Source organism: Streptomyces sp. NPDC058457 (assembly GCF_042720695.1).
Lineage (GTDB): Bacteria > Actinomycetota > Actinomycetes > Streptomycetales > Streptomycetaceae > Streptomyces.
The window spans coordinates 1-17,432 of sequence record NZ_JBHXLU010000132.1 but is presented as its reverse complement, the minus strand read 5'-3'; the positions used below and the strand labels follow the sequence as shown (position 1 = coordinate 17,432).

Genomic DNA, 17,432 nt, shown 5'->3' with positions numbered 1-17,432 from the left:
CTGGAGCGGAACGGCCGTTGCTCAGGCCTGGGTCAGCACCACGCACGACTCGCCCGGCACCCGCAGCACCCCGTCCGTGTCCGGCGCCGCCACGGTGTCCCAGGCGGCCAGGACCTCCGCCTTCCCGGTGCCGAGCGGGATCGCGGCGGGTTCGCTGCCCAGGTTCACTGCCACCCGCACGTCCCCGCGCCGGAACGCCAGCCAGCGTGCCGTCTCGTCGTACGCCACCTTGGTGTCGGCGAGATCGGGATCGGTGAGGTCCGGCTGCTCGCGGCGCAGCGCGATCAGCCGGCGGTACCAGGCCAGTACGCGCGCGTGCGGCTCGCGGGCCGGCTCCGACCAGTCCAGACAGGACCGCTCCCGGGTCGCCGGGTCCTGCGGGTCGGGTACGTCCTCCTCGGCCCACCCGTGCGCCGCGAACTCCCGCCGCCTGCCGCGTCGCACGGCCTCCGCCAGATCCGGGTCCGTGTGGTCGGTGAAGAACTGCCAGGGGGAGCCGGCCGCCCACTCCTCGCCCATGAACAGCATCGGCGTGAAGGGCGCGGTCAGGGCCAGGGTGGCGGCACAGGCCAGCAGGCCGGGGGAGAGGGCCGCCGAAAGCCGGTCGCCCTGGGCACGGTTGCCGACCTGGTCGTGGGTCTGGGTGTAGCCGAGCAGCCGGTGCCCGGCCACCCGCGCGCGGTCCAGCGGGCGGCCGTGCCGGCGGCCGCGGAAGCCGGAGTACGTGCCGTCGTGGAAGTAGCCGCCGGTGAGCGTCTTGGCGAGGGCGGCGAGCGGGGCGCGGGCGAAGTCGGCGTAGTAGCCCTGGGACTCGCCGGTCAGCGCGGCGTGCAGGGCGTGGTGGAAGTCGTCGTTCCACTGTGCGTCCAGGCCGAACCCGTGCTCCGCGCGCGGGGTGATGACCCGCGGGTCGTTCAGGTCGGACTCGCCGACGAGGAACAGCGGCCGGCCGGACTCGGCCGCCAGAGCGGCCACGGCCGTCGACAGCTCCTCCAGGAAGTGGCACGCGCGCGTGTCCCGCAGCGTGTGCACCGCGTCCAGGCGCAGCCCGTCGATCAGGTAGTCCCGCAGCCAGGCCAGCGCGCTGCCCAGCAGATACGCGCGCACCTCGTCCGACCCGGGAGCGTCCAGGTTCACCGCGGAGCCCCAGGGTGTCTGGTGGGTCTCCGTGAAGTACGGCCCGAACGCGGGCAGGTAGTTGCCGGACGGGCCGAGGTGGTTGTGCACGACGTCCAGGACGACGCCGAGGCCGAGTTCGTGGGCCCGGTCGACAAACCGTTTCAGTGCCTCGGGGCCGCCGTACGGCTCGTGCACCGCCCACAGCGACACCCCCTCGTACCCCCAGCCGTGCCGGCCGGGGAACGGGCACAGCGGCATCAACTCCACATGCGTGACGCCCAGTTCCCGCAGATGGCCGAGGCGGGCGGCGGCCGCGTCCAGGGTGCCCTCCGGGGTGTACGTGCCCACGTGCAGCTCGTAGAGCACCGCGCCCGGCAGTGCGCGCCCCTGCCAGGCGGTACGCCACTCGTGGCGCCGGTGGTCGACGACCGCGCTGAGCCCGTCCGGGCCGTCCGGCTGGCGGCGCGAGCGCGGGTCGGGCAGCACAGGGCCGTCGTCCAGGGCGAACCCGTACCGTGTGCCGTCCTCGGCGTCCGCCTCCCCGGTCCACCAGCCGGGCCGCTCCGGGGCGCGCTCCAACGCCCGCGTGGTGCCGTCGCAATGGAGCGTCACACGGTCTGCCTGCGGTGCCCACACCTCGAACTGCACGGACGGTCCCCTTCGTCTGGCTCATCGTGAGGTAGTCCGTCCATCGTGCCGCGAAAGCGATCAGTCCGCTTTTGAATCCCGGCTTTCCGGGCGGGTGTCGCCGGACGTACGCGCGGGTGACGGCCGTTTCCCCGTTTTCTGGACACCCGGGGTTCACTGACCCAGAATCGGCAGCGTGACGTCGTCCTTCGAGTTCCACACCTACCCCGCGCGGCTGTCCGACGCGGAGCGTGACAAGGCGCTGAGCATGCTGCGTGACGGCGTCGCCATGGGACGGCTGTCGCACGACACGTTCGTGCGCCGTATGGAACTGGCGCTCGCCGCCCGCCGCGCCGACGAACTCGCCGCGCTCACCGCCGACCTGCCCCAGGAGAGCCGCTTCGCGCGCGTGCTCTTCGGCACCGTCGAGGCCGTCTCCGGCTTCACCGTACGGCTGCGCCGGGCCTGGCAGGCCGAGCGGCTGCCCAAGCTGCTGCTGCCGCACCCGGCGGGCGGCCACCCGCTGCGCATCGGCCGCGACCCCGCCAGCGGGCTGCGGCTCAACCACGAGACGGTCTCGCGGGTGCACGCCGAACTGCGCCACCAGGGCGGCCTGTGGGTCCTGCGGGACCTAGGCTCCACCAACGGCACGACCGTGAACGGCCGCCGGGTGACCGGCGCCGCCGTCGTCCGCGAGGGCGACCAGGTCGGCTTCGGCCGGATGTTCTTCCGGCTCGCGAGCGACTGAACCCCGGGCCGGTCCCCCGCCACCTGAACTGTCCTGCCCGGTGGCCGAAAAGTGTTTGTCCGTCGTGGTGTTGACGTACCCCTCAAGTCGTGACTGACTGTGCGTACGCCATGCACACCATGTGAACCGACGGCACCGCATTGTGGAGGTGTGACCTGCCGCCCCTCCTCCGCTACCCGTCCGTGGACGAGCTCGCCTCGCGGGCGGCCGCGCTGGTCGCCGACCGCCCCCGGGACGCCCGGCTGCGCAGGGCAGGTGTCTCCCGTGCTGGCACCCCGATGTGGCTGCTTTCCATCGGTCACGGCGCCCGGCACGTCCTCGTCGTCGCAGGCCCGCACGCCAACGAACCCGTCGGCGGTGCCACCGTGCTGCGCCTCGCCGACCGGGTCCTCGCCGACCCGAGGCTCACCGAGGACGCCGACGTCACCTGGAACCTGCTGCTGTGCCTGGACCCCGACGGCTCACGCCGCAACGAGGGCTGGCTGGCCGGGCCGTACACCCTGGGCCACTACTTCCGGAACTTCTTCCGGCCCGGCTTCCTGGAGCAGCCCGAGTGGCTGCCCGACGGGGCGGACGCGGCCGCGCTGCCCGAGACCCGGGCGCTGCTCGACCTCCAGGACGAGCTGCGGCCGTTCCTCCAGTGCTCACTGCACGGCGTCGACGTCGGCGGCGGTTTCGTCGAGCTGACCCGCGAACTGCCGGGCCTCGACCGGCGCCTCGCGCACACCGCGACCCGGCTCGGCATCCCCCGCGAACTCGGCGCCTACGACACCCTGTACTGGCCCACCCTGGGCCCGGCCGTCTACCGTGTCCCGCCGCCCCGCCGGGGCGACCTGGCGGCCGCCATCACCGAGGCCGCCGTCGAGTCCACCTGGTTCCACCCGTACCGGTACGGCACCGTCACCGCCATCGTCGAGGCGCCCATGTGGGGCGTGGCCGCAGTCCAGGACGGCACACCGCCCGCCGACCGGGACGCGGCGCTGCGCGCCGTCAGCCGGACCCTGCGGCGCGACACGGAGCTCCTGGACGGCGTCCTGGCCCGGGTACGGCCGCAGCTGTCCGCGGCGCCGGACGCGGCCCGGCTGCTCGCGCCGGTCGACGACTACCTGCTGGTCTGCCCCGGCCTCGCCGACGCCTGGGACCCCGACACGGACGCCGGCAGCGCCCGCCCGCTGCCCCCGCTCAGCTCCGCCCACCTGGCCGCCCTGCGCATCGCCGGGCGCCGGCTGGCCCTGCGCACCGCCGGGCTGCTGCACCAGCTCCTGCGCAGCACCGGCCATGACCCCGCCGCGGCCCTGCCCGACCTGGACCGGCTGATCGACACCTGGTGCGCGGACTACCACGACACCCTCGGCGCGCGCTGGATCCCGGTCGCACGGCAGGCCGAGTACCAGACACGCGTGGTCCTGAGCGCCTTCGAACTGGCGCACCGCCACGCGCGCGTGCGTGCTCGATCGGGTGAGCCGGGCTGGGGGACCGAGCCCGCCGTGCCGATGCACGGGGAATGACGCATCTCAGCAAAGCGACAGCCGCCGGCGGTGCCCTGCTGGTGGCCGCCGCCCTTCTCGCCGCCGGACCGGCCCAGGCCGCGCCGGGCGTGGCGCGTGACGGCGACTACCTGTACCTGACCGTCACCAAGGGCGACAGCCACTCCAGCGACACGCGCGGCACGCTGCTGCTGTGCGACCCGCCCCAGGGGCACTCCCGCGCGGCCGAGGCCTGCGCCGAACTCGACGCGGTGGGCGGTGACATCGCCCGCGTCACCCCGGCCAAGGACGCGATGTGCCCGATGGTCTACGCCCCGGTGACCGCCCAGGCGCGCGGGCAGTGGAACGGCCGGCCGATCGAGTACCGCGAGACGTTCTCGAACTCCTGCCGGCTGGCGGCCCTGACGGGCCCGGTCTTCGCCCTCGACGGCTGACCGGCCGGCCCCGCGGGCGGCGTGCGGCCCGCGGGACCCGCCCCGGACCTCACGCCGCCTGCTCACGCGCGTGCTGTGCGGCCGCCAGCACCGTCCGGGACTGGTGCTCCACCTGGCGCTCCAGCGGCACCCACCGGGCCCGGAAACGCTCGCCGTAGGCCTCGCACCAGGAGGCCACCAGCTCCTCCAGCAGAGGCGCCGCGCGGTCGTCCGCCTCCCGCAGCACCCGCAGCAGCATCGACGCGGCCCGCAACGGCAGCCGCCGCCCGAAGGCGTCCACACTGCCGACGTACGCCATCGTGGTGTCGACCGGCGGCCGCTGGATCCAGTCCTCGGCCAGCCCGGGGATCAGCCCCAGAGCCCAGCGGGCCGCCCGCAGCAGCGGCCCGTCCAGGCCGCTCAGGCCGTCCAGCCGGGGCAGCACCTCGGCCAGTACCCGCTCCACCTCCCGCGAGTCCCGCAGCAGCCGGCGCGCCAGCCGGCGCATCGCCGCCGCCGGCGCCGGGTGCGGCGCCGGGTCGTCGACCAGGTCGCTCGCCCACATCGGCACCTCGACCACGGCCGTCAGACCGCCGTAGCGGTGCGCGTGGTACCAGGTGCTGTGCCGCGCGTCGTCCGGCATGCTCGGGTAGGCCACCCCCGTCTCCGGACCGGGCATCACCCGCACCCCGGGTCCGGAGGCCGGCCAGCCCGCGGCGTCCGAGGCGCCCGTCTCCACCGGAATGTGCAGCTCGGCCGCGGACTTGGCGAACGGCTCGGCGAGCCCTGGCACGTCCCTCGTCAACTGGACCCAACTGCCGCCCAGATCGGTGCCGTGCAGGGTCACCTGGAGGTAGGGGCGCAGCTCGTCGATCACCCCGAGCAGGGCCACGGTCTCGGGCGGCAGCCGGTCCGGGGGCAGCACCGACGGCGACCACTCCGGCTGCTCCGGGCCCGCCGGCCGGTAGAAGCCGAGGTGGTAGTCGAGCAGGCTGCGCGGGGCCGGGGTGACGTGCAGGCTCGCCCCGTCCGGGTCCGCGCACAGCAGGAAGTGCCAGGAGTTCTCCGCCCGCAGGTCCCGCTCGTGCAGCACCCGTTCGGCCAGTAGCTGGAGGGTGCCGCCCCCCGTCGGTTCGTTGGCGTGCGCGCCCGCGACCACCAGCACCGCCCGCCGGGCGTGCCCGACGGACAGCAGGTGCAGCGGTCTGCCCGCGCGGGAGAGGCCGATCTGCCGCAACGTACACAGGCCGGGCCGGTGAGCGGCCAACGCCCGGGCGGTTGCGACGAGTTCGGGAACACTGGGGTAACGCAGCTCCGGCAGGAGACTCACCCCCGACTTGTCCGCCCGGCTTCGCATTCCCCAGTCCCGCACGGCATAGGTGAACTGTCAAGAACCTCCCGGGGGAGGCTCCAGGGGGCGCCCGGAGGCGTGTACCGACGGCCGGAGGGGCGATTGGCGCCAGTCGGGGGTGCGAAGCCATTACGGGGCGCGGAACGGCTCCGCGCGCCGATAACCGACGCGGTGCGCGCCCGGCGAGTTTCAGCAAACCGGCGGATCGGCCACATATTCACTCGTACGAGTGAATTTCACTGTCAGTTGTCGGCTTCCACCCGCTCCAGCAGCGTCACCGGCAGCCCCGCGAAAAGCTCGCCCACGCGCGCGCGACCCGTGAACTCCCGCCCCGGCGCCAGCACATCGGCCCACCGCCCCGGCGGCAGCGCCAGGACCGTGTCCCGCCAGCCGCCCGCCGCGGCCAGCCGCAGCGACAGCCGGGTCACCGCAGTGACCACCTCCCCGGAGCGCGCGAACGCGAGACAGTGCGCCGCGGCCGGCCCCTCGGCAGCCAGCGGCGCATACGTCGCCGCGTCGCCGAAGACGTCCGGGCGCCGCGCCCGCAGCCGCAGCGCCGCCGCCGTCACCGCGTCCTTCTCGCCCGGGTGTGCCGGCGGGAAGGAGACCGGCCGCCGGTTGTCCGGGTCCACCAGCGCCCGGTACTCGCCCTCCGTGCCCTGGTAGAGGTCCGGCACCCCCGGCATCGTCAGATGGACCAGAGCCGTCCCCAGCACGTTCGCCCGGACGTGCGCCGCCAGCGAGGCCCGGAAGGCCGCCACGCGCTCACCTGGCACCCCGCACGGACCTGCCGCGACGAACGAGACCACCGCCTCTTCGTACGGCGGCTCCTGCTCCGTCCAGCTCGTGTACAGGCCCGCCTCCCGCACATGCTTCACCAGCGCCCCCCGCACCCGCTCCGGGTCCGCCGGACCGAGCCCGAACACCGTCTGCCAGGCCGCCCAGGCCAGCTGCGCGTCCGGCACCCCCTCCCCGTCCAGGGTCACCTCGGTCAGCACGTCCGCCCAGCGCTCCGGACACTCCGTCAGCACCGCCAGCGCGGCCCGCACATCGGCGCTGCGCTTGGTGTCGTGCGTGGTCACCACCGTCCCGGTGAGCGGCCAGTCGCGCTGCACGCGCGCGCAGTACGCGTGAAAGGCGCCGGGGGAGACGCCCGGGCTGCCCGGGTCCCCGCCCACCTCGGTCGCCGACAGCAGCGGCACATAACGGTAGAACGCGGTGTCCTCCACGGACTTGGCCCGCAGCGCCGAGGCGGTCTGCGCGAACCGCGTCCGGAACTCCGCGAGCCCCGGCCCGTCCCCCGCCAGGAGCAGCCCGCGCACCACGTCCACCGCCCCGCCCTCCGCGGGCACCACGAAGGCCCGCCGGGCCTCCTCGGCGGCCTCCGCGGTGACCACGGCGGACACGTCACCGGAGGCGTACGGCCGGTACACCGGCATCCGCACCAGCAGCTCCTGCAGCGCGGTGCGCAGCGCCCAGGGCGCCCGGTCGCGCAGGGCGGGATCCGGGGACGTCGCGCACACGCGCGTGGCCACCCGCGTCAGCCGGTCCGTCTCGGCCGCCAGCTCGTGCGTGATCACCTTGTACGCCGCCCGCCGCACCGTGGCCGCCCAGTCGCCGCCCCGGTCCGTCTGCGGGGCCGCGAACCTCCGGTACTGGCCCAGCAGTTCACCGGCGCCGGCGGGATCCGTGAACAGGCCGTCCACGTGCCGCAGGGCGTCGTACCCGGTGGTCCCCGCGACCGGCCAGCCGGCCGGCAGCTGCTCGCCGTCGGCCAGGATCTTCTCCACGACCGTCCAGCGCCCGCCGGTCGCCTCGTGCAGCCGCGCGAGATAGCCGTCGGGGTCGGCGAGCCCGTCGGGATGGTCCACGCGCAGCCCGTCCAGCACGCCCTCGTGCAGCAGCTGGAGGATCTTGCCGTGGGTGGCCTCGAACACCTCCGGGTCCTCCACCCGCACCCCGATCAGCTCCGAGATGCTGAAGAACCGCCGGTAGTTCAGCTCGGTACGGGCCAGCCGCCACCACACCGGGCGGTACCACTGGGCGTCCAGCAACTCCGGCAGCGGCAGGTCCGCGGTGCCCGCGCGGAGCGGGAAGGCGTGTTCGTGGTAGCGCAGTACGTCCCCGTCGACCACCAGCTGCCCGAGCACCTCGCCGACCGGCCCGCCCAGCACCGGCACCAGCAGCCGGCCGCCCTGTGCCTCCCAGTCGACGTCGAACCAGCGCGCGTACGGCGACTTCGGGCCCTCCCGCAGGACCTCCCACAGGGCGTGGTTGTGGCGGGGGGACATGGCCATGTGGTTCGGCACGATGTCGGCGACGAGACCGAGACCGTGCGCCTGTGCGGTGCGGGCGAGTGCGCGGAGCGCGTCCTCGCCGCCGAGTTCTTCACGCACGCGCGCGTGGTCCACGACGTCGTAGCCGTGGGTGGAGCCGGGGACGGCCTCCAGGACGGGGGAGAGGTGGAGATGGGAGATGCCGAGCGAGGCCAGGTACGGCACGGCCGAGGAAGCCGCCGAGAAGGGGAAGCTGGGCTGGAGCTGTAGTCGATAGGTGGCTGTCGGCACGGTGAGGGCAGTTCGCTCGGCTGTCATGCGGACGTATGTACCCGTCTCGTTTGTTTTTGTGTCACAGTGCGGGCCCGGTGGGGGTTGATCGCGCAGTTCCCCGCGCCCCTGAAGGGGCGCTTTATGCCGGCCTCTTCAGAACAGTCAAGCTGCGGCCCGTCAACGTCAGGCGTTCGCCGCCGTCTACCTTCGGCCCTGGCGGCACCGGCTCCGCCTGTGCCGTGTCGACCACCACCTCCCACTGCCGGCCGTGGTTCACCGGTACCAGGAACTCCAGCGGGTCCGGCGAGGCGTTGAACATCAGCAGGAACGAGTCGTCGGCGATCCGCTGCCCCCGGCTGCCCGGTTCCGAGATCGCGTTGCCGTTCAGGAAGACCGTGAGGGCCGAGGCCTGGGCCGAGTCCCAGTCCCGCTGGGCCATCTCGTGGCCTTCGGGGGTGAACCAGGCGATGTCGGAGAGTTCGTCGTGGGTGCCCTCCACGGGGCGGCCGTGGAAGAAGCGGCGGCGCCGGAAGACCGGGTGCTCCTTGCGCAGCCGCGCCATCGCGCGTGTGAAGGCCAGCAGGTCGCTGTCGTCCTCGGGGGACGGCCAGTCCACCCAGGACACCTCGTTGTCCTGGCAGTACGCGTTGTTGTTGCCCTGCTGGGTGCGCGCGAACTCGTCGCCGTGGCCGAGCATCGGAACGCCCTGGGACAGCATCAGCGTGGCGACGAAGTTACGCATCTGCCGGTCGCGCAGTTCGAGGATCGCGGGGTCGTCGGTGTGGCCCTCGACCCCGCAGTTCCACGAGCGGTTGTGGCTCTCGCCGTCGCGGTTGTCCTCGCCGTTGGCCGTGTTGTGCTTCTCGTTGTACGAGACGAGGTCGTGCAGGGTGAACCCGTCGTGGCAGGTGACGAAGTTGATGGAGGCCAGCGGGCGGCGGCCGTCGTCCTGGTACAGGTCGGAGGAGCCGGTCAGCCGGGACGCGAACTCCGCCAGTGCGCGCGGCTCGCCGCGCCACAGGTCGCGCACGGTGTCCCGGTACTTGCCGTTCCACTCGGTCCACAGCGGCGGGAAGTTGCCCACCTGGTAGCCGCCCTCGCCCACGTCCCACGGCTCGGCGATCAGCTTCACCTGGGAGACGACCGGGTCCTGCTGCACCAGGTCGAAGAACGACGAAAGCCGGTCCACCTCGTGGAACTGCCGGGCCAGGGTCGCCGCGAGGTCGAAGCGGAAGCCGTCGACATGCATCTCGGTGACCCAGTACCGCAGCGAGTCCATGATCATCTGGAGGACGTGCGGGGACCGCATCAGCAGCGAGTTGCCGGTGCCGGTGGTGTCCATGTAGTAGCGCGGGTCGTCCGTCAGCCGGTAGTACGACGGGTTGTCCAGGCCCCGGAAGGACAGCGTCGGGCCCAGGTGGTTGCCCTCGGCGGTGTGGTTGTAGACCACGTCGAGGATCACCTCGATCCCGGCCTCGTGCAGCGCCCGGACCGCCGACTTGAACTCCAGCACCTGCTGGCCGCGGTCGCCCCAGGAGGCGTACGCGTTGTGCGGGGCGAAGAAGCCGATGGTGTTGTAGCCCCAGTAGTTGTTCAGGTCCATGTCGACCAGCCGGTGGTCGTTCACGAACTGGTGGACCGGCATCAGCTCCAGGGCCGTGACACCCAGCGCCGTCAGGTGCTCGACGACGGCCGGGTGGGCCAGGCCCGCGTAGGTGCCGCGCAGCTCCTCCGGCAGGCCCGGGTGGCGCATGGTCAGGCCCTTCACATGGGCCTCGTAGATCACCGTGTGGTGGTACTCGGTGCGCGGCCGCCGGTCGTCGCCCCAGTCGAAGTACGGGTTGATCACCACCGACGTCATGGTGTGCGGCGCCGAGTCCAGGTCGTTGCGCTTGTCGGGGTCGCCGAAGTGGTAGCCGTACACCTCCTCGCCCCAGCGCACCGATCCGCCGATCGCCTTCGCGTACGGGTCGAGCAGCAGCTTCGCCGAGTTGCAGCGCTGTCCGCGCCCGGGGTCGTACGGGCCGTGCACCCGGAAGCCGTAACGCTGCCCCGGCATCACGCCCGGCAGGTACGCGTGCCGGACGAAGGCGTCGCTCTCCCGCAGTTCCACCGCCGTCTCCGAGCCGTCGTCGTGCAGCAGACACAGCTCGACTCGGTCCGCGGCCTCCGTGAACACCGCGAAGTTGGTCCCGGCGCCGTCGTACGTGGCGCCGAGCGGATATGCCTCTCCAGGCCAGACCTGCATGAAGTCGACTCTTCCAGGTGCGTCCTGCGCCCGGGGGCGCCTTGGTCATGAGTCTGCCCGAAAGTAATGGAACCCCTCGTGACTTACGTCCCTCTTACTCGGCGACCAGAGCACACAGTGGCTTATGTGGCGATGTGTGCCGAACCAGTGGGGCAGACACGTACTCCCTGTGACCAAGGGGGAGTAGGGGGAAGATGTGCGCAAGATAGTGCACCGCCATCTGGGCAAGGTGGTGGCCGGTGCGGGACTGGCGGTGGCGGGGACCGCCGTGATGGTCGGGATCACCCTGCCGGGTACGGCAGGGGCGAACGAGTCGGGAGGTGGCGACGGGAGCGCGGCGGCGGCCGCGCAGCAGGCGGGGCAGGGCCAGGACGCCGTCAAGCCGGGCGTGGTGGAACAGGCGCCGGCCGAGGGGAAGAAGGGCACGGGCAGCGACCCGCTGACCGACGACGAGACCAAGCGCGTCGAACAACTCGCTCTGACCAAGCAGATGTTCAGCGCCGGGGAGAACGTCGAGGGCCGACGCGGCCCGGAGCGGCTCAGCGTCGATCTCGCCGAGCCGGACGCCGACGAACTGGACGCCACGAACGCGCCGCGCCGCGCGGACGTGACGTTCTACGACTACCGGGACGACACCCTCGTCACCCGGACCGTCAACCTCGACACCGGCAAGGTCGAGCAGACCATCAGCCGCACGGGCGTCCAGCCGCCGCTCAGCCACGACGAGAACGTCGAGGCACTCAAGCTGCTCGTCGCCGACCCGCTCGGCGCCGGCCTCAAGGCGGACTTCAAGGACGCCACGGGCACGGAGCTGACCGACCCGGAACAGCAGCTGCTGCTCAACAGCGCGGTCTACCGCGCCACTCCGGGCGCCCAGCCGGCCGCGCTCGACAAGTGCGGCGAACACCGCTGCGTGCGGCTCTTCCCGAAGGTCAAGAACGGGCCGTGGATCGATGCCAGGTCGCTCATCGTCGACCTGAGCGCACGCAAGGTCGTGAAGCTCGGCAGCTGAGCCGGCCGCTCCGTTCACCTTTCCACCCTGCATCTCCCGTACCAGGAGTCACTTCGTCATGCACCCGAACAGAATCCGCCGCGCCCGCAGGACGGCCGCCGTCGGCCTGTCCGCGGCCGCGCTGGCCGCCGGCGTCACCACCGCGGCCGGACCCGCCGTCGCCCAGCCCAAGCGGACCGCCGCCGCGGCCGCCGCCGACTGCTCCGCCGCCTACCGCATCGAGCAGAAGCTCTCCACCGGTACCACCTGGCGGATGTGCTGGCGCTACGACAGCAAGGCCGGACTGGTCCTGGAGCACATCTCCTACCAGCCCAAGGGCGAGCCGGCTCCCATCAAGGTGCTCTCCAGCGCCCACCTCGCCCAGATCGACGTCCCCTACGACGACGGCAGCGTCGAGTACGACGACCTGACCGGCTTCGGCTTCGCTCAGGGCCTGGTGCCGCTCGACTCGGCCGAGTGTCCCGGCGGCACCATCAAGACCGTCAAGGTCCCCGACGCCTGGGACCCGGCCCACCCCAACGTCAACGGCCTGTGCACCACCACCCGTTCGCGCGGCCACGCGTACCGGATGCAGGCCGACACCGGCAACAAGGTGTACCAGGCGCAGGGCAAGGACCTGCTGATCTACACCGTCAACAAGGTCGGCTGGTACGAGTACATGACCGAGTGGCGGTTCCAGGACGACGGCACGATCAACATGAACGTCGGCGCCACCGGCAGCCTCTCGCCGGGCGACTACGACGCCGGGGACGGCCGCGGCTGGCCGATCGGCACGGGCGCCCACGCCTATGCCACCAGCCACAGCCACAACGTGTTCTGGAAGCTGGACTTCGACCTCGACGGCTCCTCCAAGAGCCGCATCGAGCAGTACGACTCGAAGGTCAGCGCCCCCGTGCACGGCCAGGAGGCGCCCAGCAACAAGACCACCCGCACCGACGTCACCAAGGAACTCGCCGGCGACGCCAAGAACATGCGCTGGTGGCGGGTGGTCAGCACGGCCGGCAAGAACAAGGACGGGCACGCCCGGTCGTACGAGATCGTCCAGGGTGCCAGCAACAAGTACCCGGGCCACGCGTTCACTTCGCACGACGTCTACTTCACCCAGTACGACAAGTGCGAGCAGTTCGCCAGCAACAACCCGGGCTGCGCGAGCGGTCACCCCAAGACCGTCGACAAGTTCGTGAACGGGCAGACCCTCACCAACCCCGTGGTCTGGGTGAACGTCGGCTTCCATCACATCGCGCGCGACGAGGACCAGCAGCCGATGCCGGTCCACTGGCAGGGCTTCTCCATCGCCCCGCGTGACGTCACCGCTATGAATCCGCTCACTCCGGCCGCCCTTGCTGATCAGAACGGACAGCCCGGAAACGGTAGTTGAGAAACGACCTGTGCATCCGGCTGCACCGCCGACCGCTCCCGGAGTACCCTTCCTTGATCGTTGGCACAGGGAGAGCTCGGGGGAGCGGAAGGCGGTGCACGGGTGGGCTCGGGAGGCCTGGAGCTGCCCCCTGGTGACGAGGGTCACGAGGGGAACTCCACAGACGTCCCGCCCGGTGCGGTGTCCCTGGCCCGGCCGATGGACGCCACAGGCTCCATCGGGCCGGAGCTGGAGTGGGACGCCGACGCCTGGCTGGAGGTGCGTACGCGCGCCCAGCGGGCCGGCCGGGCCTACATCTGGCTGAACCTCGTCGAACAGCGGATGCGCGCGGTCGTGGCCGCCGTGCTGCGGCCCATCTACGAACCCGTCCACGGCGACGAGTGGGTGATCGCCGCGGCCGGTCCGGCCGGCCAGGAGTGGGTCCAGCGGGCGGCCGCGGTCCGCGAGGTCAGCCGCCGCAAGGGCTATCTGCTCGACCTCGCCGACGACAACGTGCTCAGTTTCCTCACCCTGCCCCAGCTGCGCGAGCTGATGGTGCAGCACTGGCCGTGCTTCGAGCCGTACTTCGACGAGCGCCGGGACGTCGAACTCGCCCTGGACGAGCTGGAGGTGACCCGTAACATCGTCTCCCGCAACCGGGCGCTGTCCGGGGCCGTCCTGGACCAGGCCGAGCGCGCCTCCGCCCGGCTCCTGGAGATGCTCGGCGCGGGCGGTGACGTGCCCTCCGCGCGCCGGCTTCCCGTGGACGCGGTGGAGGACCTCGTCGGCGACCGCTACGCGGACGTCGTCGCCGTCCACCCCGACCGGGTCCGCCTCATGCGCCAGTTCCCGGCCGAGGACCTCTTCGGCGGCGCCCGCCGCCTGGACGCCATCGGCATCGGCCTCAACCTGCTGGTGCAGAACTTCTCCGGCCGCCGCCTGGTCCGCCTCGCCGAGACCGGCTGCCGGGTCCGGCTCCTCTTCCTCAACCCCGCCTCCAGCGCGGTCAAGCGCCGCGAACGCGAACTCGGGATGAAACGGGGCGAACTGGGCCGCTCCGTCGAGATGAACATCCTCCACATGCGCCGGGTCCGCTCCCGGCTGCGCGACCCGGGCGCCTTCGAGATCCAGGTGTACGACGACACCCCCCGCTTCTCCGCCTACCTGGTCGACGGCGACGGCGCGGACGGTGTCGCGGTCGTCCAGTCCTATCTGCGCGGCGCGCGCGGCATGGAGTCGCCGGTGCTGGTGCTCCGCAATGCCGGCAAGGTGGTCAAGTCGGACGATGCCGTGGAAACGGGACTCTTCCCGACGTACCGCGAGGAGTTCGAGATGGCTTGGGCGGATTCGCGCCCGGTGTCGTGACGCGTGTGCGACGGTGATGCGCCGGTAAGCGGAACGCGGTCCTCTGATTGTCAGTGGCGCATGCGAGGGTGGAGACCACTGGGGGAAAGCACCACCAAGAAGGGGGGCCGCCCATGGGCTGGCACCAGGAGCTCCTGATCGGCTTCGACCTGGAGACGACGGGTACGGATCCGCGCGAGGCACGGATCGTCACGGGGGCCGTGATCGAGGTCAGGGCCGGGCAGGAACTGGGCCGCCGCGAGTGGCTGGCGGATCCGGGCGTGGAGATCCCGGCCGACGCGGTCGCGGTGCACGGCATCAGCAACGAGCGGGCGGCGGCGGAGGGCAGGCCGGCCGACCAGGTCGCAGACGCCCTCGCGGACGTCCTCACGGGCTACTGGAAGACCGGAGTCCCGGTCGTCGCCTACAACGCGACCTTCGACCTCACCCTGCTCTCGGCGGAACTGCGCCGGCACGGACTCCCGTCCCTCTCCGACCGCCTCGGCGGCCTCGACCCCGCGCCGGTCATCGACCCGTACACCATCGACCGCCGGGTCGACCGCTACCGCCGCGGCAAGCGGAACCTGGAAGCGGTCTGCGCCGAGTACGGCATCACCCTCGCCGCCGCCCACAACGCCTCGGCCGACGCCCTCGCCGCGGCGCGCCTCGCCCGCGCGATAGCCGAGCGGCACCCGAAGATCGCGGCGCTGGGTCCGGCGGAGCTGCACCGGCGGCAGGTGGAGTGGTACGCGGAGTGGGCTGCGGACTTCGAGCAGTTCCTGCGGCGCAAGGGGGAGGCCGACGCGGTGGTGGACGGGGCCTGGCCGCTGCGGGAGCTGGCCGAAGCCGTTTGAGCGTTCCGCTCAGCTGGAAGTGCCGCGATGCGTCATTGTTCGTCTGCGGCTCCGTCGTGGCTGGTCGCGCCCACGCGGCGGAGCCGCAAATTGACACAGCCCCGCGCCCCTTCGGGGGCGCTGCGGCTCAGAAGGAGTACCAGCGCACCGACTCGTCGCCCTCCCGTAGCGACGCCACCCTGCGCTCGAACTCCGCCAGCGCTTTCGGGTTGCTCGGTGCGTGCTGGGCGACCCACGCACAGCTGGCCGTCTCCCGGGCGCCGCGCAGCACGCCGCACCCCTCCCACCCGCGCACGTCCCACCCGTAGGCCTCGACGAACGAGTCGTACGCCTCGACCGGCAGGCCGTACCGGTCCCGGGACAGGGCCATCACCACCAGGTCGTGCTCGCGCAGGTCGGACGAGAAGGTCTCCAGGTCCACCAGGACCGGCCCGTCCGGGCCGACGTGCACATTGCGGGGCAGCGCGTCGCCGTGGATCGGCCCCGGCGTCAGACGGGGCGTCAGTGCGGCCGCGGCCGTCGCGAAGCCGTCCCGGCGCTCCCGCAGGTACGCCGCGTCGGCGGCGTCGATCGCATCGCCGGCCAGCCGCAGCCATCGCTCCACGCCACCCAGCAGCTCGCGGGGCGGCAACGCGAAGGGGGGAGCGGGCAGTGCGTGCACGATCCGCAGCAGTTCGGCCAGATCACGCGGCTCGGCGGGCCGCACCGGATCCGCCAGCCGGTGCCACACGGTCACCGGGTGGCCCTCGACGAGCAGCGCCTTCGGCTCCGCGGCCCGTACGGCCGGTACGCCCGCCGCAGCCAGCCACCCGGCGATCTCCAGCTCGCGCCGGGCCCGGTCCAGGAGCTCGGCGTCGCGGCCCACCTTGACCACCAGGTCCCCGGCGGCGAACACCGCGTTCTCGCCCAGCGCGAGCAGCGAGGCGCCGGCCGCCGCACCGGGCAGCACACCCGCCGCGGCCAGTACGTCCCGCGCCCTTGCCTCGTCCATCGTCCGCCTCCGTGTCCGCCGCTGTGCGTGTGCACACGGCGCCGTCTTCCCGCCATCCGGTGGCCAGTCTCGCATCCACCTTGCTCTCGGGCAGGGTGCCCGGTCCTTCACGGCCGGGGTGAATGCCCGCTCCCGCCAAGCGGGGCAGAAGAGACCGAATCGCCGTCGGGGCGATTCGGCGTCGCCGCCCATGGTGCAAAGGGTGGCCTCGCACAGGAGGTGGTGACAGGGAGTCGAGCAGCTGGTGGCTGGTGGCTGGTGGTCGGTCGGGTCAGTAGGCGGGAGTGGTCACTCACTTGGGTGCGGTTGGTCGATGGTGTGCGCGGGTGGGGAACGCGGTGGCTGGGTTCGCGGCATGGCATGTTTTCGGATGTACCCGACGCCCGCGCAGGCGGAGCAGATGCTTCTGCACTGCGCGCACGCCCGGTACGTCTGGAACCTGGCTGTCGAGCAGCACGGGCACTGGAGGCCGGGCCGCGAGACGGCGCCCGGTTTCGCGGAGCAGTGCCGCCGGCTCACCGAGGCCCGGCGGGACAATGAGTGGCTGGCCGCTGGGAACGCGGATGCGCAGTAGCAGGCGCTGAAGGACTTCGCCAACGCCAAGAATGCTCGCTTCACGTCCGGTTTTGGTGAGCCGTCCTGACGCAGTAAGCATGTGCACGAGGGCCTTAGGGCCGTCGGTACCGGCCGTGTCCCGGAGTTCGAGCCGGACGGCAGCCCGAAGCTGAACGCCAGGGGCAGGCAGGTCATTGGGCCGCTCGGTCGTGGTGCAGAGGTTGAACCGGCGGTGGGCGCGGGTCAAGGTGCCCGGCTGCGGCTGGTTCCGTTTCCGCCTCAGCGCCCGGGGCAAGGGTGCGCGGCTTCCCGCTGCGAAGACGTTCCGGGTCACCTGTCGCAACGGTCAGTGGCACATCGCGTTCCCGGTCGTCCCCGACCCGGTCGAGAAGCCCGGCACGGGCGAGGCCATCGGTATCGACTGGGGCGTGAGGATCACGGCGGCCCAGTCGGACGGGCGGGCGGCGAGTACGGCTGGGCCACCGGTACCGCACTCGCCGCCCGCCTCAGCCCAGACGGTGCGCGGCTGCCGGGATTCACCTGTGGTCGCGGCGCGGAGCGTCGCGGTGGCGTTCCGGCGCAGCCAGACCCTGCTTCGTGACGGTGACGGGTCGCTCGCATGTTCCCAGTGACGACGTGGGTTCGATGTGCCTAATGTGATCGTCATGCAGCTCCGGTACGCCTTCAGGGTGCGACACGAGGTCGCACCGCTCAAGCGGATAACTCGGGTCAAACCGGGGTGTCCCAGACCAGTGTTCTGAGGTCTGGTTCCACGCT

14 protein-coding genes are annotated in these 17,432 nt (G+C 72.2%); 9 read left to right on the top strand and 5 right to left on the bottom strand.

Translation table 11 applies throughout. The annotated features are described in order from the left end of the window. Nucleotides 1-21: 21 nt before the first annotated feature. Nucleotides 22-1,767: a malto-oligosyltrehalose trehalohydrolase gene (treZ, locus tag ACFWPS_RS50450; protein WP_383720262.1), complete on the bottom strand. Its 1,746-nt coding sequence runs from the start codon at nt 1,765-1,767 to the stop codon at nt 22-24. Nucleotides 1,768-1,942: 175 nt separating this feature from the next. Here treZ and ACFWPS_RS50445 point away from each other — a divergent pair, with 175 nt between their 5' ends. The 3 genes from ACFWPS_RS50445 (at nt 1,943) to ACFWPS_RS50435 (ending at nt 4,415) form a co-directional block, all read left to right on the top strand. Beyond that, nucleotides 1,943-2,494 (top strand): FHA domain-containing protein, encoded by a 552-nt coding sequence (locus ACFWPS_RS50445; protein WP_383720259.1) that lies wholly within the window; start codon nt 1,943-1,945, stop codon nt 2,492-2,494. Nucleotides 2,495-2,634: 140 nt separating this feature from the next. Continuing rightward, a complete protein-coding gene (locus ACFWPS_RS50440) occupies nt 2,635-4,002 on the top strand; it encodes a M14 family zinc carboxypeptidase (RefSeq protein WP_383720256.1) in 1,368 nt (455 codons plus the stop codon). Next, on the top strand, nt 3,999-4,415 hold the full coding sequence (locus ACFWPS_RS50435) for a subtilase-type protease inhibitor (protein ID WP_383720253.1): 417 nt from the start codon (nt 3,999-4,001) through the stop codon (nt 4,413-4,415). The genes ACFWPS_RS50440 and ACFWPS_RS50435 overlap by 4 nt, the downstream gene beginning before the upstream one ends. Nucleotides 4,416-4,464: 49 nt before the next feature. Here ACFWPS_RS50435 and ACFWPS_RS50430 read toward each other — a convergent pair whose 3' ends face one another. The 3 genes from ACFWPS_RS50430 to glgX form a co-directional block, all read right to left on the bottom strand. Continuing rightward, complete coding sequence (locus ACFWPS_RS50430) at nt 4,465-5,724, bottom strand: M14 family zinc carboxypeptidase (protein ID WP_383720250.1); 1,260 nt, start codon at nt 5,722-5,724, stop codon at nt 4,465-4,467. Nucleotides 5,725-5,987: 263 nt separating this feature from the next. Beyond that, a complete protein-coding gene (gene treY, locus ACFWPS_RS50425) occupies nt 5,988-8,339 on the bottom strand; it encodes a malto-oligosyltrehalose synthase (protein ID WP_383720247.1) in 2,352 nt (783 codons plus the stop codon). Between the two features lie 94 nt (nt 8,340-8,433). Continuing rightward, on the bottom strand, nt 8,434-10,542 hold the full coding sequence (gene glgX, locus ACFWPS_RS50420) for a glycogen debranching protein GlgX (RefSeq protein ID WP_383720244.1): 2,109 nt from the start codon (nt 10,540-10,542) through the stop codon (nt 8,434-8,436). A gap of 196 nt (nt 10,543-10,738) precedes the next feature. Between glgX and ACFWPS_RS50415 the strand changes: the two genes are divergently transcribed. From ACFWPS_RS50415 to ACFWPS_RS50400, 4 genes are all read left to right on the top strand, one after another. Continuing rightward, nucleotides 10,739-11,554, top strand: coding sequence for a Tat pathway signal sequence domain protein (locus tag ACFWPS_RS50415; RefSeq protein WP_383720241.1), 816 nt, complete (start codon nt 10,739-10,741; stop codon nt 11,552-11,554). Nucleotides 11,555-11,612: 58 nt separating this feature from the next. Next, nucleotides 11,613-12,932: a copper amine oxidase gene (locus ACFWPS_RS50410; RefSeq protein ID WP_383720239.1), complete on the top strand. Its 1,320-nt coding sequence runs from the start codon at nt 11,613-11,615 to the stop codon at nt 12,930-12,932. A 102-nt stretch (nt 12,933-13,034) separates the two neighbouring features. Then, on the top strand, nt 13,035-14,276 hold the full coding sequence (locus ACFWPS_RS50405) for an SAV2148 family HEPN domain-containing protein (protein WP_383720237.1): 1,242 nt from the start codon (nt 13,035-13,037) through the stop codon (nt 14,274-14,276). A gap of 113 nt (nt 14,277-14,389) precedes the next feature. Continuing rightward, nucleotides 14,390-15,109 carry a 3'-5' exonuclease gene (locus tag ACFWPS_RS50400; RefSeq protein ID WP_383720234.1) on the top strand — a complete coding sequence of 240 codons (720 nt, stop codon included), beginning with the start codon at nt 14,390-14,392 and terminating at the stop codon, nt 15,107-15,109. Nucleotides 15,110-15,236: 127 nt separating this feature from the next. Here ACFWPS_RS50400 and ACFWPS_RS50395 read toward each other — a convergent pair whose 3' ends face one another. After that, nucleotides 15,237-16,100, bottom strand: a complete 864-nt coding sequence (locus ACFWPS_RS50395) for an aminoglycoside phosphotransferase family protein (protein ID WP_383720231.1) — start codon at nt 16,098-16,100, stop codon at nt 15,237-15,239. A 370-nt stretch (nt 16,101-16,470) separates the two neighbouring features. On the opposite strand from ACFWPS_RS50395, the gene ACFWPS_RS50390 reads away from it, so the two are divergent. Continuing rightward, on the top strand, nt 16,471-16,674 hold the full coding sequence (locus ACFWPS_RS50390; RefSeq protein WP_383720228.1) for a helix-turn-helix domain-containing protein: 204 nt from the start codon (nt 16,471-16,473) through the stop codon (nt 16,672-16,674). Between the two features lie 202 nt (nt 16,675-16,876). Next, nucleotides 16,877-17,287: a hypothetical protein gene (locus ACFWPS_RS50385; RefSeq protein WP_383720225.1), complete on the top strand. Its 411-nt coding sequence runs from the start codon at nt 16,877-16,879 to the stop codon at nt 17,285-17,287. Nucleotides 17,288-17,432: the final 145 nt, after the last annotated feature.